This window comes from Enterococcus sp. C50, assembly GCF_040887505.1.
In the GTDB taxonomy this organism is placed as follows: Bacteria; Bacillota; Bacilli; order Lactobacillales; family Enterococcaceae; genus Enterococcus_B; species Enterococcus_B thailandicus.
In genome coordinates, this window is the sequence record NZ_JBFOFW010000004.1 from 172,409 (window position 1) to 194,831 (window position 22,423).

A 22,423-nucleotide genomic window follows, 5' to 3' on the forward strand; every position below is an offset into this window, starting at 1 on the left:
TAGTTAATTTTGTGATGAAGTGCAAACATTTATTGCTTTTTTTCACAAATTTTCAAAAATTATTTTACAGCGTCTAATAAAGATAAGAATGAATCAGCTTCTAAGCTAGCTCCGCCAACTAAAGCACCATCAACGTTTTCTTTAGCCATGTATTCAGCGATGTTTTCTGGTTTAACAGAACCACCGTATTGGATACGTACAGCTTCTGAAACTTCTTTACCATATAATTTTTCAACTGTTTGACGAACAACGCCACAAATTTCATCAGCGATTTGTGCATCAGCAGATTTACCAGTACCGATTGCCCAGATTGGTTCATAAGCAATTACCATATTGCTTACTTGACCGTCTGTTAAGTCTTTAAGACCTTCAGTGATTTGACCTTCGATCCATTCAGCAGTTTTTCCTGCTTCATATGTTTCTAAAGTTTCACCACAACATAAGATAGGTGTCATGCCGTTTGCAAAAATTGCTTTTGCTTTTTTGTTGATATCTTCATCAGTTTCATGGAAGTATTCACGACGTTCTGAGTGACCAATGATGACATATTGAACACCAAGATCTGCTAATGCAGCTGGTGAAGTTTCACCAGTGAATGCACCTGAGTTTTCCCAGAAACAGTTTTGTGCAGAAATTTTTAGTTCAGTACCTTCAGCAGATGCCATTAATTCTTGTAAGAATAATGAAGGTGATCCGATAACAGAATCAACTACTTCATTTGAAGGGATTTTGTTTTTTACTGCTTCAGCAAATGCTTTTGCTTCTGATGCAGTTTTGTTCATTTTCCAGTTACCAGCGATGATTGGTTTACGCATGATGAACACACACTCCTTTTTCTTTTTCAAAACACAAGGCTAAGCGTACACTCTTTTCAAAGTGTACACCTAGATATAAGTGAATTATTTGTCGTTAATTGCTGCTAGACCAGGTAACTCTTTACCTTCTAACAATTCTAAACTTGCGCCCCCACCAGTTGAGATGTGAGTAAATTTGTCAGCAAAGCCAAGTTGTTCAGCTGCAGCTGCAGAATCCCCACCACCGATGATTGTAGTAGCATCTTCAAGGTTTGCGATTGCTTCACAAACTCCGATTGTACCATTAGCGAAGTTACTCATTTCGAACACACCCATTGGTCCGTTCCAAACAACAGTTTTCGCACCTTTTAATGTATCAGCAAATAATTTAACTGATGCAGGTCCGATATCTAAAGCCATCAATCCATCAGGAATGTCGCCTTCGATAACTTGAGTTTCTACGTCGTTTGAGAATTCTGGTGCACAAACGTTGTCGATTGGTAATACAAGTTTGTCGCCTGCTTTTTCAATCAATTCTTTTGCTAATTCGATTTTGTCAGATTCAACTAAAGAACTACCGATTTTAATTCCTTTTGCTGCGTAGAATGTATAAGTCATTCCGCCACCGATCAAGATTTTGTCAGCTTTTGGAATCAAGTTTTCGATAACGCCGATTTTGTCAGAAACTTTAGCGCCACCAAGGATTGCGATCATTGGGCGTTTTGGTTCTTCAACAGCTTCACCGATAAATTTGATTTCTTTGTCCATTAAGAATCCAGCAACTGTTGGAATACCAGTTGAAGCGATTCCTACGTTAGAAGCATGTGCGCGGTGAGCTGTACCGAAAGCATCGTTTACAAAAACATCACCTAATGAAGCCCAATATTTACCTAATTCTGGGTCATTTTTGCTTTCTTTTTTACCATCAACATCTTCAAAACGAGTGTTTTCAAAAACAACAACTTCGCCGTCTTTCATGTTGCTGATAGCGTCTTCTAATTCTTTTCCACGAGTTTCAGGTACGAAAGTAACTTCTTTACCTAATAATTCGCCTAAACGTTTAGCAACTGGTGCTAAAGATTTACCTGCTTTATCTTCTTCAGCTTTCACACGTCCTAGATGAGAGAAAAGGATTGCTTTTCCGCCTTGTTCAAGCACGTAGTTGATTGTTGGTAAAGCAGCTTTGATACGTGTATCATCAGTGATCACGCCATCTTTCAAAGGAACATTAAAGTCAACACGGACAAGAACTTTTTTATCTTTTAAGTCGATATCTTTTACTGTTTTCTTAGCCATTTTGTTTCCTCCTAAATGAACTTGTTATCAAAAAAAGCGGAGAAGCGCGATTGCTTCCCCGCTTTTAAGTGTACTTGTTTAAATTTACACTCGTACGTGTTTCTTATAGTTTAGCGAAGTATTCTAAAGTACGTACTAATTGTGCAGTGTAAGACATTTCGTTGTCGTACCAAGCAACAGTTTTAACTAATTGTTGGTCGCCTACTGTCATTACTTTAGTTTGAGTTGCATCAAACAATGAACCGAAAGTCATACCTACGATATCTGAAGAAACGATTTCGTCAGTGTTGTATCCGTAAGATTCGTTTGCAGCTTCTTTCATAGCTTCGTTAACTTCGTCAACTGTTACTTTTTCGTTAAGAACAGTTACTAATTCAGTTAATGAACCAGTTGGAACAGGAACACGTTGAGCAGCTCCGTCTAATTTACCGTTCAATTCAGGGATAACTAAGCCGATAGCTTTAGCAGCACCTGTTGAGTTAGGAACGATGTTTGCAGCAGCAGCGCGTGCACGGCGGAAGTCACCTTTAGGGTGTGGTCCGTCTAGAGTCATTTGGTCACCTGTGTAAGCGTGGATAGTTGTCATTAATCCTTCAACAACACCAAATTTGTCGTTCAATGTTTTAGCCATAGGAGCTAAACAGTTAGTAGTACATGAAGCACCTGAGATAACTGTTTCTTTACCAGTTAATGTTTCGTGGTTAGTGTTATAAACGATTGTTGGAACATCGTCTCCACCAGGAGCAGAGATAACAACACGTTTAGCACCAGCTGTTAAATGTTTTTCAGCAGCTGCTTTAGAAGTGAAGAAACCAGTACATTCTAGAACGATGTCTACGCCTAGTTCGCCCCATGGTAATTCTTCAGGGTTACGGTTAGCTAAAACTTTAACTTCTTTACCGTTAACGTTGAAAGAACCTTCATGAACTTCAACTGTTCCGTTGAAACGTCCTTGAGTTGTGTCATATTTTAACAAGTGTGCTAACATTTTAGCATCTGTTAAGTCATTGATTGCTACTACTTCGATTCCATCTACATCTTGGATACGACGGAACGCTAGACGTCCGATACGTCCAAAACCATTAATACCTACTTTAACTGTCATTTAAGATTTCCTCCTTATGAAAATCAAAAAAATTTTTATTTTAAAGGGTTACCCCTTTTAAAATCTCATTTGCTGCGGCCTCATCTGTGATCAGCCACGTTTGTTTTGGTGCATTTTTCATATACGCTCGGATTGCTTTGGCTTTTGTTTTTCCGCCAGCAATCGCAAGGATGATTGGTACCTGTGTTAAATCTTTCAGTTCGATGCCGATTCTTGGAACCTTGTAAACAACTTCTCCATTTTCGTTAAAGAAATAACCAAAGGATTCCGCTACAGCATTCGCCTGCTTCAACATGATTAACTCTTCTTCAGTCATTTTTCGGCGGGCTGCCATATGCAATGCACGTCCAATACTATGAATAACACAATTTGCCTGACTTATCAAGTTTAACACTTCTTGAATAGATGGTTCATTGAGTAAAGAATTGTAGGTAGCTAAACTTAGTTGCTCTGGAACATACAATGCCCGATGATCCCCATTTGTGTTAGCTGCCATTCTGGCACTAACTGAATTCGCTTGTACGGTAACCGCCTCACCAATTCCCCCTCTTGCAGGAACAAACAAGTTATGTCGTTTCTTGTTTTCCAAATTCGTCAACTGTTCAGCAACCACAGCCATTGTGGTTCCTCCCATTACGGCAATGATATTTTCACCTTCTGGAAGTAATAAGTTCAAGGATTCATTTAAAGCTTCACCAAAAGCATCTGTCACTTTTGATTGTGCGTCACTATTCCCCGAAACAACGATACAACGTTGATTACCAAAATACTCAGCCAGTTTTTTTTCTGTCTGATGCATTCCTAAAAGCTGATCCATGAAGTTTTCAAGACTTTGATAAACTTCCTCACCTTTCGTGGTCAACGTCATGCCACTTTTTGACGTATCGATTAGTTGAAGATTTTTCAAAAGATCTGTTTCTGTTCGCAAAACTCGCTCTGTTATCCCCATACTTTCAGATAAGCTACGTCGACCAATCGGCTGCATCCAATAAATATTACGTAAAATTTTATAGCGTTCTTGAAGAACTTCGATAATATCTGGTGCAACGGACTCAATCATTTTCAATTCATCTAGCATAGCGATCTCCTTAGTTGGACGATAAACGTCCAATGTAGACTCAAAACGACCCATGTACGACAAAAAAATAAAATTGATTGTTTTACTTTCTTTTTTATGAAAAGGAAAACCTCAACCTCACATGCGTTAGTCTAACAGTTTCTTCCTAACTTTTCAACTAAAAAAGACTAGAAAAGTAAAATACTTTTACTAGCCCTCTTTTTTTTATTTATCATACCGTTTTCTTTTTGATGAACTCGGGATTCCTAAAAGATCTCGATATTTTGCAACGGTTCTTCTAGAAATCACAACTTCTTCTTTTTTTAGAAGTTCGACTAACTTTTGATCCGATAATGGCTTTGCTTTATCTTCCAGATCAACTAACTCTTGTAGTTTTTTCTTTGCCATTTCTGTGGATAAATCTTCCGACCCAGTCGTATTGTTATTTGCTATGCGGGTTGTAAAAAACTTTTTAAGTTCAAAAATGCCAAAAGTTGTTTCCAAATATTTTCCGTGAACAGCTCGACTCACAGTTGATTCATGGACATTGATTTCAGAAGCCACTTCTTTTAAGGTCAATGGTTTGATTGGTCGATTAACATCGGTGAAAAATTCTTTTTGGCGAGAAACGATTACTTGTGCCACTTTTAAAATAGTATCACCGCGTTGCATCATTGTTTTTTTTAGCCAATCAAATTCTTGCTTACGTTCTTTTAAATACGTAGCTGTTTCTTTGTCTGCTTTTTGATTCATTTGTTTGAAATAGGTTTCTTGAAAACGAATATTCGGCTGACTTGCTCGATTCGAAACTACCTGCACTTCGTTGTTGCTATGAACCAAAACCTTCACATCTGGAATGATATACAGTTCATTACTGTTGTCAAAGATCCTACCTGGACTTGGTGATAAAGTTTGAAGATAATCAAATATTTTTTGAACTTCACTAAGTTCGATTGAAAATTTTTGTGCGATGTCTTTCCATTTTCGTTGGACTAGTTCATCAAAGCATTCTTCCAAAACAATGTAAGCTAAAGCTGGAGCAAAATCATCTCTTTCAGTTTGTAACATCAGACATTCTTGAAGATTTCTAGCACCTACACCTGCCGGCTCTAGTTGTTGAATTAACGTCAATGCATCTAATAGTTGGATTGCTGATGCACCCGTGTCTTCGGACGCATCGGCCAAATCAATTGTCAAAAAACCATTTAAATCAATGTATTCAATCAAATATAAAATCATTTTACGTAAAAATGTGTCACGATAATTCAAATGTACTTGATCGATCAATGATTCAAACAACGAGCCTTTTGTATCAGGAATTTGATTAAGATAGCTTGTCTCTTCTCCATCATAATTGTTACTTGTTTTTTTGTAGTCCGGTTGCCATTCAGGCTCGACTACTTCAACCAAAGGATTTTCTAGCGCCTGATTTTCAACAAAGGCTAATAATTCTTCACTATTATATTGGAGGATTTGGATTGATTGCTGCAATTGCTGAGTCATAGCCAATTTTTGCGTTTGTTGTTGTTTTTGTGAAAAATTCTGTTGAAATTTCATTTTTTTGCCTTATCCCCTTGTAAATTATTTTTTGGTTGGTTACAATTATGCCAGTGCTTGCGTCCTTAGTGTAGTGGATATCACGTAAGATTCCGGTTCTTGAGACGGGGGTTCGATTCCCTCAGGACGCGTTCAATAGCCATTTTAGCATAATTTAAACATCTTTGCTTTCTATATTTAAAAGAAGAGGTTATGACAGAAGCAGTTGGCTTCTCCTTTTCTTGTGGAGTTTCGACTTACTTTCGAGGAAGTCGCGTCTGAAACATCATGTATTGAAACAGAGGCTGTGACAAAAGTATTGTCACAGCCTCTGTTTGTTCTCTTTTACCATCGACAAAAAAACCAACCAGCCATTTCCCAGCTAGTTGGTCCTGATCTTTCTATACATTTCTACAATTAGAATGCATTGCTCTTCAAGCGAAAGATTCGTTACTCTGTTTTTTCAGAAAATTCTTCATTGTCATACTCTTCATCATCATCGTCGTCATCGTCTTCGATAATGCTCAAGTCTTCTTCAATGTTTCCTGGTAATACTTCTTCATCGTCACTATTGTCATCCGCACCGATTTCTTGTAAATCAGAGTTGTACGCCGCGATTTCTTCATCGTCGTCATCATCATCTTCAAATAGATCATCGTCATCTTCATCAGACAAGTCAGTATCTTCTGGATCATCATCGTTATAGTCGATTGCATCTTCATCATCATTGATAAAGGCATTCACTTTTTTGCGTTTGCGGCGACGAGGTTTATCTTCATCTTCTTCGTCAATTCCATGATTTACTTCTTCATCAATTGAATCAATTGCATACCATGAGCGCAAGCCCCAACGGTTGTCACCTAAAGAAATAAAGCTGCCGTCAATATTTAAGTCAGTATAAAACTGTGCTAATGAATCACGAATATCTCCATCTGTTTTGCCAAGATAGTTTTGGATTTGATTAACTAAATCAGAAAAATCCATCACATCACCATGTTGTTCTAAAATCGCATGTGCAACTTCGATCATTGATAATTCGTTTTTGTTTGCACCTTCAAATACACTAATTTCCAATCAGGACACGTCCTTTCACAGTCTATCCCTTATCATACAAAATCAACGATAAAAAATCAAACTTTTCTTTTAAATTATGCTGTAAAATCTAAGGTCAAATGATATTCACCTAGTTTTTCTTCGCCCATAAATAGATCGTAAGCAATCACAATATTTCCTGAGGCCGGTCGATCTTTTAAACTAACATGCAGTTCGTTGGTAAAGGTCTGAATTAAAATCATTCCGTAAGGTGTCTTGTAGGCTGTTTCTAAACGTTCTTTATAGCCAAATTTTAGACGCATTCGCATTTCCCCAGCACGAATTAACTGAACATGACCATCAGGAATGATTTTGATCGTCACCGGAACTTCTTGTCCTGTTTCTTCTTGAACTTCTTTATACCGTATGTATAACGTATCACCAATTTTTACCATTTGACCCGTTAAATCAAAATAAAAGTCTTGCACTTCCCCTTGCTGTTTCACTTTTGTACGTAGTTTTATTGAAATCGGTGTTCCTTGTGATAAATCCATCTCGCATTCTCCTTTACTTCTCATAGGCTTATTGTTCCCAGTTTCTGCTATTTTGTCAACCAACTTGTATATTTTTTATCTTTTTGCTTTTTTCACCCTTCTTTAGCCGCTGTTAGTTCTTCTAATAAGAAGCGTACCTAAAAACTTCTGACTGTTTTTGAGGTATACTAGGAGAGAAATAAGGGAACTAACTGAACAAGGAGTTGATGAAATGAATCCTCCTATTTTATTGGATCAAGACATCTATCAGGGCAATGACTTTTCCCCTTTTGCATTGACCGATTTATTAACCGCTGAAACGAAGAAACAGCAACAAACATTTCTTCATTTCTGGCAATATAACAAAACAGTGATTTTTGGAATGAAAGATACCCGCACACCTTTCTTTACTGAAGGTGTTCAATCCATTCGCAAAGCGGGATATACGCCTGTCGTACGAAATTCAGGAGGCTTAGGTATAGTTTCTGATACTGGTATTTTGAATGTTTCCTTGCTATTTCCACAAACAGATGATAAAAAAATTTCAATTGATGATGGTTACGAACGAATGTTAGCTTTGACCAGAAAAGCTTTTCCTGAAGCAGCCATTGAAGCTTTTGAAATTTCTGACTCCTATTGTCCTGGAACGTATGATTTGAGTATCTCTGGGAAAAAATTTGCTGGAATTGCACAACGCCGAATCAAAAACGGGATTGCCGTCATGATGTATCTAAGCGTCAATGGGAATCAACAGGCACGCGGCGAATTGATGCGAAGCTTTTATCAAGTCTCACTAAAAGAAGCTTTTGGTATAGATGGCTATCCTGCTGTCCAACCAGAAAAAATGGCAAATCTTAGCGACCTTTTACAGCAACAATTGACCGTCTCTGAGGTTAAAATCCGCTTAGCAACTGCTTTTCAAAACCTTATGGGGCAATCTGTGCCTCTCATTCCCCTTTCTTCTACTGATTGGTTACAAAACTATATTTCAGCAGATGAATGGGAAACACAGCTAGCACGAATGGCTGACAGAAATTCTATCTTAAAGGAGCAACAGTATGACAATTCCTTATAAATACCAAGTTCTTCCTATTGAAAAGGTATTTCGTGATCCTGTCCATAATTATGTCCATGTACAGCATCAAGTTATTTTGGACTTAATCAACTCAAAAGAAGTCCAGCGACTACGACGCATTAAGCAATTAGGTACAGCTTCATTTACTTTTCATGGTGCAGAACACAGTCGCTTTACACATTCATTAGGTGTGTATGAAATTTCCCGACGAATTTGTGATATCTTTTCACGGAACTACTCGAAAGAAAAAATTGGTGAAAATGGCTGGGATGACAAAGAACGATTAGTTACGCTTTGCGCGGCACTTCTTCATGATGTCGGTCACGGTCCTTACTCACATACTTTTGAACATATTTTCCATACGGATCATGAAGCAATTACCGTAGAAATCATTACTTCACCAGAAACAGAAGTTTATCAAATCTTGAATCGAGTGGAAGATGGCTTTCCCGAAAAAGTTGCAAGTGTGATTCAAAAAACGTACCCCAATCCACAGGTTGTTCAAATGATTTCTAGTCAAATCGATGCCGATCGTATGGATTATTTATTGAGAGATGCTTATTACACAGGGACTGAATATGGAACTTTTGATTTGACTAGGATTTTACGAGTGATTCGTCCCTACGAAGGTGGTATCGCCTTTTCAATGAATGGGATGCACGCTGTGGAGGATTACATTGTTAGTCGTTACCAAATGTACGTTCAAGTTTATTTCCATCCAGTTTCTCGTGGAATGGAAGTCATTTTAGAACACCTACTTCATCGGGCACATGAACTTTATTTGGAAGACTCTGCTGCATTTGAAATGCATGCACAACTGTTGCTTCCTTTCTTGGCTGAATCATTTACGTTAGATGATTACTTGAAACTTGACGATGGCGTATTAGGGACTTATTTTACACAATGGACAGAAGCAACTGATCCGATTTTAAATGATTTAGCAAAACGATTTTTAAATCGAAAACCATTAAAATCTGCCACTTTTTCCGGTGATCGCAACTCACCACTAATCGAAGAACTCACTCTATTAGTTGAAAAAGTGGGGTACAATCCTGTGTACTACACCGCAATCAATTCTAGTTATGATTTACCTTATGATTTCTATCGTCCAGAGCAAAACCGACATCGTACCCAAATTGAGATTTTGAGAAATGACGGAACTTTGATAGAATTATCCAAGGTTAGCCAATTAGTTGCTGCTTTAGCTGGTCAAGAACAAGGTGACGAACGGTTCTTCTTCCCAAAAGAAATGGTTGATCCCACTTTGAGAAACCATTATGATCTCTTTGATGAAACATATCAAGAATTTGCCAGTCACATTCAAAATGGCGCACTAATTGAAAATAAGTAAGAAAAATGTTGGAGGAAATTATGTCTATCAAATTAATCGCTATCGACATCGATGGCACGTTGTTAAATGATCAACGTGAATTAACAACGGAAGTCAAAGAAGCAATTCAACAAGCAGACAAACAAGGAGTAAATATTGTCTTATGTACAGGTCGTCCATTACCTGGTGTCAGAGAACAACTCGAAGCATTAGAATTATTCAAAGACACAGACTATGTCATCACTTATAATGGTGCTTTAGTTCAACAAACGAAAACAGGAAACATCATCGCGCGTCACGGATTGACTCACGAAGACTTTTTAGAAATCGAAGTGATGGCGCGTCGAGTTGGCAGCCACTTACACTCAATTGATGAAAAAGCAATCTACACACCAAACCGTGATATTAGCCCTTACTCTGTCCATGAGTCTGGCCTTGTAAACATGCCGTTGAAATATCGTACCCCTGAAGAAATGACACCTGACATGAATATTGTCAAAATGATGATGATCGACGAACCTGAAATTTTAGATGCAGCAATTGCGCGTCTTCCTCAAGAATTTCGTGATAAATATACAACGGTTAAAAGTGCACCTTTTTACTTTGAAGTCTTGAATAAAGAAGCCAATAAAGGAGCCGCAGTTGCAAACTTGGCACAACATCTTGGCATCACACAAGACGAAGTCATGGCAATTGGCGACAATGAAAATGATTTATCAATGATCGAATATGCTGGCCTTGGAGTAGCTATGGAGAATGCTCTGCCCATCGTGAAAGAAGCAGCCGACGCATTGACAACTTCAAATGAAGAACACGGTGTAGCCGAAGCAATCAAAAAATATGTGCTAAACTAAGCCAGCTGCATCACTTATTTGAGCAACTACTATTCCCAAAAAATTAGTAAGGCGAACCAGCAAAAAGGGCTGTGACAAATGGATTGTCACAGCCCTTTTTTTTCTGAATAAATGGCGTTCCTAAAGCAATTTCAAGTAATAAATCTACCCTTCCTAAAATTATGTAACGTTGTTTGTAGAAACGACGTTCTTATTACTTGAAGTTAACTCCTTTGTGCCACAACTTTTTTACTTTCCTCAATGAATCACAAGCCAGAACTAAACTTTTAATAACCATCTGTTAAGTAAATCTTCTAAAATAGACGTTGAATTTTTAAACAACTTAATTCTGTACTTACGATTTTAATTTTTTGTTTCAATTTCTTGTTCAACTTTATATTTGTCCTCTAGCCATTTTTTAACCGCCCATTGATGGCTACCTCTCTTCAGCTTCACAATCGCATCCGCAGGAGTTACCCACCAAATACGATTTGTTGTTTCAGTAGGCTCCCCAATTTTTTCCCAGCTTTTAGCAACATAAAAATAACCAGGGTTGTAATAATAGGTCGCGCGGTAGTTGGAATAAAAATATTCATCTGCTTGTCCTAAGAAACAATCAATGACTACCGTGATACCAAGTTCTTCAATCATCTCACGAGCAATGGCTTCTTCTTTGGTTTCTTGTCCCTCGATTTCTCCGCCGGGTAGGAAAAATGCGCCATTTGGTGCCTCAACCAAAGCTATTTCTGTTTCTTTTTCTACAATGATATATGCAGCATAGCGTGTTTGATAGCTGGCTGACTGTTTCTTTTCTCCAAAAACTGGATAATCCATTCATTTTCCCACCTTTTTCTTTTTATTTTACATGAGAGTTTTCTCATGAACAAGCACCAATATTTATTTTTCTTGTTATTCTTTGCTATCATGAATAAAAAAGAAAGGAAGTTTTTATTTATGAAAATGGCACACACTTGCGTCCGCGTAAAAGACCTTGACGCATCTCTTGAATTTTATCAAACTGCGTTTGGCTTTGAAGAAAGTCGCCGTCGTGATTTTCCAGAAAATAAGTTCACTCTTGTTTACTTAACTTTGCCGGGAGATGATTACGAACTAGAATTAACGTACAACTACGATCATGAAGCATATGATCTAGGAAACGGTTATGGCCATATTGCAATTGCTGCAGATGATTTGGAAGCATTACATGAGAAACACCAAGCTGCTGGTTTAAATATAACTGACTTAAAAGGATTGCCGGGAACTGCTCCTTCTTATTACTTTGTTATCGATCCTGATGGTTACAAAATTGAAGTTATTCGTGGATAATCCACTCACTTAAAAAGAGCTAACCTAGATAGAAAAAACGCCTAAAATTCGTTTTGAAAACGTTGATTTTAGGCGTTTTTTTTGAAATGTGTTAAGAACGACGGTTTTTTTATTTTTTCCCAGTTTCTTTTTTGTTTGGAGTATCGTCAAAAAAGTACTATTTTTATTTGACTTACCCAATCATCACACTTTCTTCTGGATATTTGATTTTTATTTCTTGCTGATGAACTTTTTTCATCAATGAAAAAGCAATCGTCAACACGCCAACGCGCCCAGTATACATCAATGCCATAATCAAAATTTTCCCAACAACTGATAAATCTGGCGTCAATCCCATTGTCAAACCAACCGTGCCAAAAGCAGAGAAGACCTCAAATGCGATATATTCAAGCCCCATTTTTTCTGGTACATATTCTGTAATTGATAAAATCATTACTGCCACCACACAAAGAGTCAGTGTTAAAAAAAATAAAGTCAACGCACGCAAAATAGTTGGTTGTCGTATCGTACGTCCAAAAATTTCAGCTCTTGTTCTCCCTTTAAACATTGAACGCATTTGCGCTAGCAACACACCCAAAGTGGTTGTTTTAAGTCCCCCCGCAGTTGAACCAGAAGTTCCACCGATGTACATCAAAAACATGGTTAGGATCAAACCAGCATGGCTCATCTTAGAATAATCAATCGACGAATAACCTGCCGTTCGAGGTGTCACGCTTAAAAAGAATGTATTAACTATCCGATTACTAAAATTGCCTTGTAAAAAGTTTGCTCCATTTTTTTCCGTAAAAAGAAAAACGAAAAAACTACCTACTAACAAAATACTCGTCATACTTAAAGCAATTTTTGAGTGTAAACTGATTTTTTTCGTTTGATGAAAGGTCAACAAGTCACGCCAAACAATGAACCCTAATCCACCAGCAATAATCAATATTGAAATCACGAGTAATAAATAATTATTTTCTTGATGTGCAACCAGGCTCTCGCCTAACAAATCAAATCCAGCATTACAAAAACTAGAAATAGCATGAAAAATACCATACCAGCTTCCCTTAATCCAACCAAATTCAGGAACAAACACGATTGATAATGCCACGGCACCTACTAGCTGGATTACTAAAGCAAACTTAAAAATATAAAGCATCAAATCGGTTACACCAGCCATTTTTTCTAAATTCAACGCTTCTTTTAACACAATACGTGTACTCAAACTAATCTTTTTTCGAGCAAGCATGAAATATAAAATTGGCACCATCATAAAGCCTAATCCACCAATTTCAATTAAAATCAGCAAAACCAGTTGTCCCAAACCATTCCAATGTTCGACAGTATTTAAAGTAGTCAGTCCGGTAACACAAATCGCCGATGTCGCTGTAAACAGCGCATCCAGATAGTTGGTTGCCTCCCCACTTCGACTAAAAAATGGCAGGGATAATAAGCTTCCTCCAGTAAAAATCAGCGCAAAAAAACCGAAAGCTAATAATTGTACCGCTGATAATTTTTGAAAAAGTTGAATCAATCGTGTCTTCAAGCAAGTTCACTGCCTTCCTGTTCGTCTTGTGCTAGTTCATTTTTGAGAAAAAGAGACTTGATTTTCATCAACTCTCTTTTTTCGCTTACGCGGAATTGTAGCTACTATGAATGGCTACTTCCCATATCCTTGATTTTGATTAAACGAGTAACTTCTGCACGTTCATTTTCTTCGAGTTTCATTTGAATGTAATAAATCGTTTCTTCCAACTGAGGAATCGTCATGTACTCTAAAGCATTTACTCTTCGTCGTGTTTTTTCAATTTCGCTTGCCATCAACTGACACGTTTTTTCGATTTCCGTTAATGCTAACAGTTTAGGCAACACACTCGTAAATTGTTCAATTGCTTGATCTAGTTCTGCATTGGAGTTTAAATAGCCATATTCTAACGGCGCTTCTCCCAGTCGGTCATCATATTGAAAGTTCATCACAGGTACCTTGACGCTCATAATATTTTTTTCAGTCACTGCTAATTCCATCGTTTCGGCAGGTAGCACAAACAATTCTTCAATGAAGGCTTCATTGATTGATGCATTCGCAAGAACCACATTTGCCATGGCAGCCTGTAACTCAGCTTCCATTTCTTGACGAAGCTGATGATTTTTGCGAACGAGTAGAATAAACTGACGCATCAATTCATCTTGCTTATCTTTCAGTAATTTGTGTCCACGAGTAGCCGTTGTTAACTGTTTTTTTAAACGAGTAAACTCCATACGCGTTGGATTCACCGTTAGTCTTGCCATTAGCGCACTTCCTTTTCAGGTAAATATTCCTCTAGCAACTCTTCTTTGATTCGCTTTAACTCTGTCCTTGGTAACATCGAAAGTAATTCCCAACCTAGGTCAAGGGTTTCAAAAATTGAGCGATTCGTGGTAAATCCTTGATTGATGTACTCTTCTTCAAAACGGTTCGCAAATTTTGCATAGATTTTATCCACATCAGACAACGCCGACTCACCTAATACGATTGCAAGTTCTTTCGCTTGCTTTCCTTGCGCATAGGCTGCAAATAATTGATTCATCGTAGCTGCGTGATCGACCCTTGTTTTGCCGGCACCCGTTCCTTTATCCTTTAGTCGAGATAAGGAAGGTAACACATCAATCGGCGGCTGAATCCCACTCTTATACAATTCTCGTGATAAAATAATCTGCCCTTCTGTGATATAACCTGTCAAATCAGGAATCGGATGCGTTTTGTCATCTTCTGGCATCGTCAAAATCGGAATCTGAGTGACAGAACCCTTTACGCCACGAATTCGACCAGCACGTTCAAATAACGTTGCTAGATTCGTGTATAGATACCCTGGATAGCCACGACGTCCTGGAACCTCTCGTCGTGCCGCAGAAATTTCGCGCAAAGCTTCCGCATAATTGGTCATGTCTGTCATAATGACCAAGACATGCATCCCTTTTTCATAAGCTAAATACTCTGCTGCTGTCAATGCCATTCGTGGTGTAGCGATCCGCTCAATTGCAGGATCGTTAGCCAGATTCATAAACATGACACTTCGATCAATTGCACCCGTTTGACGAAAGTCTTCCATGAAAAATTCTGCTTCCTCAAATGTAATCCCAATTGCGGCAAAGACGACAGCAAAATCTTCCGCTTCATTCAGCACCGTTGCTTGTCGTGCAATTTGAGCGGCCAATTCTTTATGTGGGAGTCCTGAACCAGAGAATACAGGTAATTTTTGTCCTCTTACTAACGTATTCAAATGATCGATTGCTGAAATACCAGTTTGAATAAATTCATCGGGATAATCTCGTGCAACTGGATTGATAACTTCCCCATTAATATCGACTTTTTTCTCTGCCAAAATTTCTGGACCATGATCTTTCGGGCGACCTAGACCATCAAAGACTCTGCCAATCATGTCTTCAGAAACACCAAGTTCTAACGGATGCCCAAGAAATCGTACAGCAGAATCTCGCAGATTAATACCACTAGTTCCTTCAAAAATCTGAACCATTGCTTTGTCTTCTTGAACTTCTAACACTTGTCCTCGGCGAATTTCACCATTTTGCATACGAACTTCAATCAGCTCTTCGTACTTTACACCTGCTACTTTTTCTACCGCCATCAAAGGACCAACTACTTCACCAATCGTTTGGTATTCTTTAATCAACAGTCATTCCTCCTTCCACAATGATTTTTTGGATTGTTTCTTTCGTTTCAACCAATAGTGCATCAAGCTGCTGGATTTCAGTTTCTGGTATATATTTACTTCGTGCAATTCGGTCACGAAGGACAACCGTTCCTTCCATAATTTCAGTTAAATATGAACCTACAGACAGCGCACGACGCGCTTCTTGTCCAAACGTTAAAATCAGTTGCAACATTTTGAACTGTTTTTCTCTTGAAGTAAATGTATCAACATCATCAAAAGCATTTTGCTGAAGATAGTCTTCTCGAATTGACTTTGCAACTTCCAAAGTCAAACGATCATTATCAGAAAGTGAATCAATCCCAACTAAACGAACGATTTCATTTAATTGTTCTTCCTCTTTTAATATACGCATGCCTTCTGTAACCATTTTTGACCAGTCTGCTTGCAATACTTGATCCAAATATTGACCAACTTCCGTCGAATACAAAGAATAACTTTGCATCCAGTTGATTGATGGAAAATGACGACGTTGTGCTAGGTTAGCATCTAACCCCCAGAAAACTTTCACCACACGCAATGTATTCTGTGTCACAGGCTCAGAAATATCTCCACCTGAAGGAGAAACGGCACTGATGGCTGTAATGCTACCTTCTCGGGGCACTGAACCAAGAGTCATTACTCGCCCTGACCGCTCATAATATTCTGCTAAACGCGAGCCCAGATAAGCTGGATACCCCTCGTCTCCCGGCATTTCTTCCAATCTACCACTCATTTCTCGTAAAGCTTCCGCCCAACGAGAAGTAGAATCTGCCATGATTGCCACATCATAGCCCATATCACGGAAATACTCAGCAATTGTAATGCCTGTATAAATCGACGCTTCTCGTGCCGCAACTGGCATATTTGATGTGTTTGCAATTAAAACTGTACGTTCCATGATGGATTCACCAGTATTTGGATCAATCAATTCAGGAAATTCATTTAAGACATCCGTCATCTCGTTTCCACGCTCGCCACAACCAACATAAACAACCATATCAACATCTGCCCATTTAGCAATTTGATGCTGCACAACTGTTTTTCCAGCTCCAAATGGTCCGGGAACAGCTGCTGCTCCTCCCTTTGTCACTGGGAAGAAAGTATCAATCACTCGTTGTCCAGTAATCATAGGCGCTTCTGGGTTGCGTTTTTCCTTAATTGGTCGACTTCGTCTCACTGGCCATTTTTGCATCATCGTTAATTCTTGACTTCCTTGTTCAGTTTCAAGAACACATACAGCTTCATCAATCGTGAAATTTCCTGACGCTAATTGGCTGATTTTCCCACTGATTCCATTTGGAACCATGATTTTATGTTGGATTACTTTCGTTTCAGCCACAGTTCCAATTACATCCCCCGCAACGACAAACTCTCCTACTTCAGCTGTTGCTTCAAACCACCATTTTTTCTCATGATCTAAAGCTGGTAGTTGTACACCCCGACCTAAAAAATTACTTTGGGTGATTTCCATGAAGGTATCCAACGGGCGCTGGATACCATCAAACATTTGAGAAATAATTCCTGGTCCCAGTTCAACAGACAGTGCTTCGCCCGTTGAACGTACTGGTTCACCTGGTCCAATTCCTGATGTTTCTTCATAAACTTGGATTGAAGCGACATCACCACGCATTTCAATGATTTCGCCAATAACCCCAAGTTCTCCTACTAAACACATATCTTGAATGCTAGCATCACTCATATTTTCAGCCATAACAAGTGGTCCAGACACTTTGATAATTCTTCCAATTTGCAAATCATTCGCTCCTTTTCCCTACTATAAAATATTTTGACCTACGGCTTTTTCAACATTGTTTTGAATTTCAGTTAATCCAATCTTCTCTGTTCCTTGATAATTAGGAATCAATACGATTGCTGGTATCAGTTGTTCTTGGTAGCGAGCAATTACTTCTGGGATGGAAGTCGCACATTGTTCTGTGACATAGATTACACCATAGCCCTCTTTTGCCATTTGCTCCACGAGTCGTCGTACATTCTGTGGATTTGTTTCAAAGTGAACATCAAAACCAACTAACTGAAAAGGTAAGACAGATGCCTTGTCACCAATTACACCAATTTTATGTCCCATAGACTGTCCTCACCCGCTCTCTGATTTGTTCTGTACTAAATTGGCTACGTTTACCAACTGCTAACAAACGCAAATTTTTTCCTTCTACTTCTTTTGCATTTAAAAAAGCAAGTAATGGTAATGGACCAAAAGCCTGTGTTTGCGCCTCTTGATAAAGGGAGGAAAGGTAATCATCCTTCAAACGTTCCAAAGTAATTAGATCAATTTCTGTTTCTTTTAGTGCAGGGCGAATAATTTCTGCATAATCAGTTGTTAATAAAAAGCGAGTATATGCTTCTAATTCTTGACCAACAAAAGACAAAAAGATTTCCTTTTCGATGCCACCCGCACTTGAAAGAACAGTTGTCATAAATCCTTTCGTTCGATTTTGACTCAGTCCACGTGCCATCGTTATAATATTTGTGAGATCAATCAATGCAATGATTTCCGTTAACAGTTCCTTGTACCCGAGTTTCTCGCCAAGTCGGCGCTGTTCTTTTAGAAAATGACGATCATAAATCACATCAATTCCCTGTAAAATAGTTGCCCCTTCAAAATAATCAAACACTTCACGGATACTGGCAAGTAATGTCTCCGGTAATTCAACAGAATCTTGTGTTCGAATCGCTTCTTTCATCATATCTAATGAATAGAAGCCGTCATCAATAAATAACTGATCCAGACTTTTGCCTGTTAGCTCTGCCTTGGTTAAAACTTTCAAGTTATGGAAAGTAAAGCGCATCGTATAAATCCAAAGAATCTCTGGTTCAGGAACTCGTTCCTTTAGCCATGCAAACAATTCACTTTGTTCCTTTGCTAAGTTTTGTTCCAATTCGTATTCAAATCCCTCATAAACATAAGGTTGATAAATCGTCGTTTTCAATTGTTCGCCAAATGCGTCGATTGAAGGGGCTTGAATCAAACGCTCAAAATCTTCATTCGTCAATAATTCAAGCTCTCTCCCGCGAATCAAAGGATTTAATTCGTGATAGTTCATCGTTCCCCTCCTTAAGTAAACAATTGTTGTGCTAGCTCATACCCCATCGAGCCTCTTAACTCCGTCACTAACCGACTAAACAAAAAATTGTATTGAATTCCTTTACTGTCCAAGATAAAACCAGCTTCATTTGGGATTACCTTTGGATCTTTAACTAATGTAAAGGGCAGTTTTTGAGAGAAATCTTTTATTTGCTCTTCCGTAAAAATATCTGCCGATTTTTCACCTACGCGAAAGATTACTTCTCCTTTTAATGCCAATGGACTTAAAGCTGTCTGTACAAATGCGAGAGCATCTTGTGGTTTCCACGCTTCCATTTTCTCAATTGCTTTATCAAATAACTTATCTAAAAAAGCTTGTTTTTGATTTAGCATATCTTGTCGAGCTTCGACTTGCTGACGATTTTCTAATTGACGATAGTGTCGCTCTAATGACTCGAGTTGCTTACGCTCTTGTTGCTGAAAAGTAGTCGTTACTTGTTCTGATTTTTGTTTGAACACTTGCTCAATCTTTTTACGTTCAGCTGTCTCAAAAGCAGCACGTTCATTTGCTGCGTCTTCATTTATTTGCTTAATGATTTGTTCAATGGCATCCATTGATTCTCCTCCTTTACGTTTACGCGTTTAAAACTAATAAGAAAGAAATCACGAAGCCTAAAATCGCATAGGTTTCAACCATCGCAGCAAAAATAATTCCTTTCGTTGCATGTTCCGGTTTTTTCGCTAAAATTTGAATACCTGCTGCCGCCACTTTACCTTGTGCAATACCAGAAAATAATCCTGTAAATGCAATTGGTAAAGATGCACCTAGATAGCTCATTCCTTGAACAACAGATAGGTCGCCACTCAAGTTGATGAAAATCAAGAAAGCAATTACGAAGCCGTAGAGTCCTTGCGTTCCTGGTAACAATTGTAAAATCAGTGCCTGACCAAATTTTTCTGGTTGGCTAGTTGTCAGTGCTGCTGCTGCTTCACCAGTCATTCCCACACCTTTAGCTGAACCAATTCCTGAAAAAATCGTAGCCACGCCCATCGCCAATACTGCAAAAACAATTCCACCGTTATTTGTAATTAAGTAATCCATCATTTGTTAAAACTCCTCCATTATTCACTTTTTTTGTTTTCGATGATTGATGTTGACATATTTTTCTGCGGTTTTAAGTGGTTGAAATGCTCGCCCACCACCTGTATAAAACTCGCCAAAAAATTCGACATATTGTAACCGAGCACCATGAACATATGCACTCAATAATGTTAAGAATAGATTTAATGCATGTAAGAGAACAATCAAAAACAAACCTGCACTAAATCGCGCTACTGGTGGCATAAATGCTACCAACATATTAAACGCGGCGGCGATACTTCCACCAGAAATCCCAAGTGCCATCAAACGAGTATAACTAACTAGGTCACCGATATAACTCGTTAATCCGTATAGATTGTATACGCCCTTGGCAGCCCCTTTCGCTTTCGAAGTAGACTGAATGATTGGAATAATCACAATACAAAGCGCCGATAAAATAGCAATACTGCCTCCAAGATACAAAAATTGTTTTTGTTTTAACACAACTGCTCCGACTACAGCTAAGACAATTCCGATTAAGATACCTTGCCATGCAAATCCTTCGCTAATCGCATTTAAGTACGCTTTTCTCTTCAAGTTTTCTTTTGCTGAAACAAATAGACCAACTAAGATTTGAATCAAACCAAAAATAACTGATAAAATCAAAATCGTATTAACATCTTCTGTTGTTGATAAAATAGGAAATGGTAGTGGTAGACCAAAGATTGTTTTTGGTAACGCCATGCCGAAAAATGAACTGTAAATCAAGCCCCAGATAATCGTTGGGATAGATAAAATCTCAAAAAACTTAACAAATCTTGTAAGTCCACGTGGTAAAGTGACCCATTTTTGTAATAAGATCGAACCAATCAATAACAATAACCCATACCCAACATCTGCGACCATCATACCGAAAAAGACAAGATAAAACGGCATGAACCATGGCGTTGGATCAACTTCTTCGTATTTTGGTAAACTATACATCTCTGTTAGTAATTCAAATGGCTCGACTAGTGGATGATTGGTTAATTTTGTTGGTACTTCCATTTGAATTTCTTCGACTGTTGGTGACTCAAATTGAACATGAACAGCCGAAGCTGGAAGTTTTTCTGCTAAAGCTGTCATCAAATCTTCCTTTGTATCTATTCCAATCCAGCCTTGTAAAACAATCAGTTGCTTTGAACGCACAAATTGTTGCTTGACTCTTTCACGTTCAATCAGCGCTAAGGTCACTTCTTCCACCCATTCAAATTCACGAATCTTTTCACGATACAAACCAATCTTGGCAGCTAGTTCCTTTTGGTTAGTTTGCACTTCTAGCAATTGCTGTTTGATTTTGGTTAAAGCTTTGCTTGGCACTTCATCATAGGGATAATTACACACCGTTAAGCCATGCCGACCTGCAAGTTCTGCTACCTGTTCCGCTGCTTCTTGCAAAGTAATATACGCCAAGTAAACAGATTTTGGTGTAGAATAAATCTCTTCCAAATAAACAGGTAATTGTGCTACAGCTGTTTGAAAAGGCTCCAAACTAGTTGTTCCCATACTTCCCAAAACTAGAACTGTCTTTTGACTATGAAAAGTTGCAGGAATCACATCCAAGTATTGCCAATTTGAAAGATATTCCTCTTCTTCCGTTAGTTCTTTACGTCGTTCACTTAGCTTCTGCCACTGTTTTTTTAATTCCAAGATTTCTTGTAATTTTTTCAAAAAATCAGCTTCTGAATAAGCAACTTCTAATTCATGCAAAGAAAGTTCCGTTCGTTTTAAATGAACCAGCTTTTGTTGAGAATGACCATGATGCTCAATAAATTGAACCGCTTCACGAATTGATTGCAACCGTTGTTCTAATTCATGTTGACTCGTATTCTCAGTAAAAGTTTTGGTCTGTGGAAAGTAGGTATCGACCCAATGATTATTAGTCGTTTCTTGAAATAAATTGCGGAATTCAACTTGTTGAATTCCTTGGATAGCTTGTAAAACAGCTTCTTGGTTCTTCTGATCTGAAATGAGTGTGACTTTTTCCATCTTAGTGACGGACATATTCTTTCACCCTTTCAATAATTAGATCTATTGCATGTTCTTGATGTTCGGCATATTGTTCAGCTAGTGTTTGTTGAACCTGTTGGATTTCCTCATCTAACTGTTTTTGTTTGGTCTGAAGTGTTGCTTCTTTGATTTGTTTTTTCTCTGAAAGAAGTTGAGTCAATTCTTGTCTTTTTCTTTCCTCAATCACGTGAATCTCATCTTCTTTTTTCTTTGTTAACTGTTGCATCTCAGTACGCAAAACTTGCATCTGTTGTTCATTTTTTTCTTCCGCTTTACGAATCTGTTCCAAAATTTCTAACAAATCGTTCACATCCTTTCGATAAAAAAAAGAGGTAACTGCCTTTCAAGTTCATTGAAAGCAGCTACCTCTAACGATATCTGTCTGGTAATCGAGCTACTTTCAACAACTGTTCTTCTCACCCCTTGAAGAACTTGATCCTTGAAAGCTTGCGCCCAACCTTTTTTATTTGAATTTGTCTTTCATTATAGCAAAATGAGGTAAATGTTCAACCATTTTCGGACGCTTTTTAATGGCGACTTACAAAAAAAGTCTAGCCAACCCTAATGGCATCAGGGTTTCAGTACCACAAAAAATTCAAAGTATTTCCACTTTTTTTCAAAAGTTGTTACAATCAGTTTAGTTACAGTCTGGAGGAACA

General features: G+C 38.2%; 22 protein-coding genes, 1 tRNA gene and 1 other annotated feature. Of the genes, 5 read left to right on the forward strand and 18 right to left on the reverse strand.

Features of this window, described 5'->3' with window-relative positions; genetic code table 11:
• Nucleotides 1-59: 59 nt before the first annotated feature.
• From tpiA to rpoN, 5 genes are all read right to left on the reverse strand, one after another.
• Nucleotides 60-815, reverse strand: coding sequence for a triose-phosphate isomerase (tpiA, locus tag AB3I20_RS07130; protein WP_067483743.1), 756 nt, complete (start codon nt 813-815; stop codon nt 60-62).
• A gap of 84 nt (nt 816-899) precedes the next feature.
• Nucleotides 900-2,090 (reverse strand): phosphoglycerate kinase, encoded by a 1,191-nt coding sequence (gene pgk / locus AB3I20_RS07135; protein ID WP_067483742.1) that lies wholly within the window; start codon nt 2,088-2,090, stop codon nt 900-902.
• 103 nt (nt 2,091-2,193) lie between these two features.
• Entirely contained in the window at nt 2,194-3,195 is a 1,002-nt protein-coding gene (gap, locus tag AB3I20_RS07140; protein WP_067483741.1) for a type I glyceraldehyde-3-phosphate dehydrogenase, read from the reverse strand.
• A 40-nt stretch (nt 3,196-3,235) separates the two neighbouring features.
• Nucleotides 3,236-4,327 (reverse strand): sugar-binding transcriptional regulator, encoded by a 1,092-nt coding sequence (locus AB3I20_RS07145; protein ID WP_176694879.1) that lies wholly within the window; start codon nt 4,325-4,327, stop codon nt 3,236-3,238.
• A 150-nt stretch (nt 4,328-4,477) separates the two neighbouring features.
• Nucleotides 4,478-5,809: an RNA polymerase factor sigma-54 gene (rpoN, locus tag AB3I20_RS07150; RefSeq protein ID WP_067483738.1), complete on the reverse strand. Its 1,332-nt coding sequence runs from the start codon at nt 5,807-5,809 to the stop codon at nt 4,478-4,480.
• A gap of 59 nt (nt 5,810-5,868) precedes the next feature.
• Here rpoN and AB3I20_RS07155 point away from each other — a divergent pair.
• A tRNA-Arg gene (locus tag AB3I20_RS07155) sits at nt 5,869-5,940 on the forward strand.
• A gap of 298 nt (nt 5,941-6,238) precedes the next feature.
• On the opposite strand, the gene rpoE is transcribed toward AB3I20_RS07155, so the two are convergent.
• Both rpoE and AB3I20_RS07165 read right to left on the reverse strand, forming a co-directional pair.
• Nucleotides 6,239-6,862, reverse strand: coding sequence for a DNA-directed RNA polymerase subunit delta (rpoE, locus tag AB3I20_RS07160; protein ID WP_067483737.1), 624 nt, complete (start codon nt 6,860-6,862; stop codon nt 6,239-6,241).
• Between the two features lie 74 nt (nt 6,863-6,936).
• A complete protein-coding gene (locus AB3I20_RS07165) occupies nt 6,937-7,374 on the reverse strand; it encodes a DUF1934 domain-containing protein (protein WP_067483735.1) in 438 nt (145 codons plus the stop codon).
• Nucleotides 7,375-7,585: 211 nt separating this feature from the next.
• On the opposite strand from AB3I20_RS07165, the gene AB3I20_RS07170 reads away from it, so the two are divergent.
• Genes AB3I20_RS07170 through yidA form a run of 3 tightly spaced genes read left to right on the forward strand, consistent with a single transcriptional unit; the run spans nt 7,586 to nt 10,612 of the window.
• Nucleotides 7,586-8,428, forward strand: coding sequence for a lipoate--protein ligase family protein (locus AB3I20_RS07170; RefSeq protein WP_270345966.1), 843 nt, complete (start codon nt 7,586-7,588; stop codon nt 8,426-8,428).
• Nucleotides 8,412-9,779: an HD domain-containing protein gene (locus AB3I20_RS07175; protein ID WP_067483731.1), complete on the forward strand. Its 1,368-nt coding sequence runs from the start codon at nt 8,412-8,414 to the stop codon at nt 9,777-9,779. Before AB3I20_RS07170 ends, AB3I20_RS07175 begins: the two co-directional genes overlap by 17 nt.
• A gap of 20 nt (nt 9,780-9,799) precedes the next feature.
• Nucleotides 9,800-10,612 carry a sugar-phosphatase gene (gene yidA / locus AB3I20_RS07180; RefSeq protein ID WP_067483729.1) on the forward strand — a complete coding sequence of 271 codons (813 nt, stop codon included), beginning with the start codon at nt 9,800-9,802 and terminating at the stop codon, nt 10,610-10,612.
• Nucleotides 10,613-10,954: 342 nt separating this feature from the next.
• Here the strand turns inward: yidA and AB3I20_RS07185 are convergent, their stop codons facing one another.
• Complete coding sequence (locus AB3I20_RS07185) at nt 10,955-11,425, reverse strand: NUDIX hydrolase (protein WP_067483727.1); 471 nt, start codon at nt 11,423-11,425, stop codon at nt 10,955-10,957.
• 120 nt (nt 11,426-11,545) lie between these two features.
• Between AB3I20_RS07185 and AB3I20_RS07190 the strand changes: the two genes are divergently transcribed.
• Complete coding sequence (locus AB3I20_RS07190) at nt 11,546-11,917, forward strand: VOC family protein (RefSeq protein WP_067484141.1); 372 nt, start codon at nt 11,546-11,548, stop codon at nt 11,915-11,917.
• Nucleotides 11,918-12,089: 172 nt separating this feature from the next.
• Here AB3I20_RS07190 and AB3I20_RS07195 read toward each other — a convergent pair whose 3' ends face one another.
• The 10 genes from AB3I20_RS07195 to AB3I20_RS07240 all read right to left on the reverse strand — a co-directional run bounded on the left by AB3I20_RS07195 (nt 12,090) and on the right by AB3I20_RS07240 (nt 22,065).
• Nucleotides 12,090-13,445: a TrkH family potassium uptake protein gene (locus AB3I20_RS07195; protein WP_071868662.1), complete on the reverse strand. Its 1,356-nt coding sequence runs from the start codon at nt 13,443-13,445 to the stop codon at nt 12,090-12,092.
• Between the two features lie 104 nt (nt 13,446-13,549).
• Nucleotides 13,550-14,188, reverse strand: coding sequence for a V-type ATP synthase subunit D (locus AB3I20_RS07200; RefSeq protein ID WP_067483725.1), 639 nt, complete (start codon nt 14,186-14,188; stop codon nt 13,550-13,552).
• Nucleotides 14,188-15,570, reverse strand: a complete 1,383-nt coding sequence (locus tag AB3I20_RS07205) for a V-type ATP synthase subunit B (protein WP_067483724.1) — start codon at nt 15,568-15,570, stop codon at nt 14,188-14,190. The genes AB3I20_RS07200 and AB3I20_RS07205 overlap by 1 nt, the downstream gene beginning before the upstream one ends.
• Nucleotides 15,563-17,344: a V-type ATP synthase subunit A gene (locus AB3I20_RS07210; protein ID WP_071868661.1), complete on the reverse strand. Its 1,782-nt coding sequence runs from the start codon at nt 17,342-17,344 to the stop codon at nt 15,563-15,565. The genes AB3I20_RS07205 and AB3I20_RS07210 overlap by 8 nt, the downstream gene beginning before the upstream one ends.
• A 21-nt stretch (nt 17,345-17,365) precedes the next feature.
• Nucleotides 17,366-17,677, reverse strand: a complete 312-nt coding sequence (locus tag AB3I20_RS07215; protein ID WP_071868660.1) for a V-type ATP synthase subunit F — start codon at nt 17,675-17,677, stop codon at nt 17,366-17,368.
• On the reverse strand, nt 17,667-18,653 hold the full coding sequence (locus AB3I20_RS07220) for a V-type ATPase subunit (RefSeq protein ID WP_271026899.1): 987 nt from the start codon (nt 18,651-18,653) through the stop codon (nt 17,667-17,669). Before AB3I20_RS07220 ends, AB3I20_RS07215 begins: the two co-directional genes overlap by 11 nt.
• Before the next feature lie 11 nt (nt 18,654-18,664).
• The gene (locus tag AB3I20_RS07225; RefSeq protein ID WP_368027131.1) at nt 18,665-19,249 is read right to left on the reverse strand and encodes an ATPase V; all 585 of its coding nucleotides are present in this window, start codon (nt 19,247-19,249) and stop codon (nt 18,665-18,667) included.
• Nucleotides 19,250-19,268: 19 nt separating this feature from the next.
• Nucleotides 19,269-19,739, reverse strand: coding sequence for a V-type ATP synthase subunit K (locus tag AB3I20_RS07230; RefSeq protein WP_067483716.1), 471 nt, complete (start codon nt 19,737-19,739; stop codon nt 19,269-19,271).
• A gap of 21 nt (nt 19,740-19,760) precedes the next feature.
• Nucleotides 19,761-21,758: a V-type ATP synthase subunit I gene (locus AB3I20_RS07235; protein WP_368027132.1), complete on the reverse strand. Its 1,998-nt coding sequence runs from the start codon at nt 21,756-21,758 to the stop codon at nt 19,761-19,763.
• A complete protein-coding gene (locus tag AB3I20_RS07240) occupies nt 21,745-22,065 on the reverse strand; it encodes a hypothetical protein (protein WP_067483714.1) in 321 nt (106 codons plus the stop codon). Before AB3I20_RS07240 ends, AB3I20_RS07235 begins: the two co-directional genes overlap by 14 nt.
• Nucleotides 22,066-22,174: 109 nt before the next feature.
• Nucleotides 22,175-22,223, reverse strand: a sequence feature (sodium ion sensor (DUF1646 type); this cis-regulatory element may regulate processes involved in with the transportation of sodium ions).
• Between the last annotated feature and the right edge of the window lie 200 nt (nt 22,224-22,423).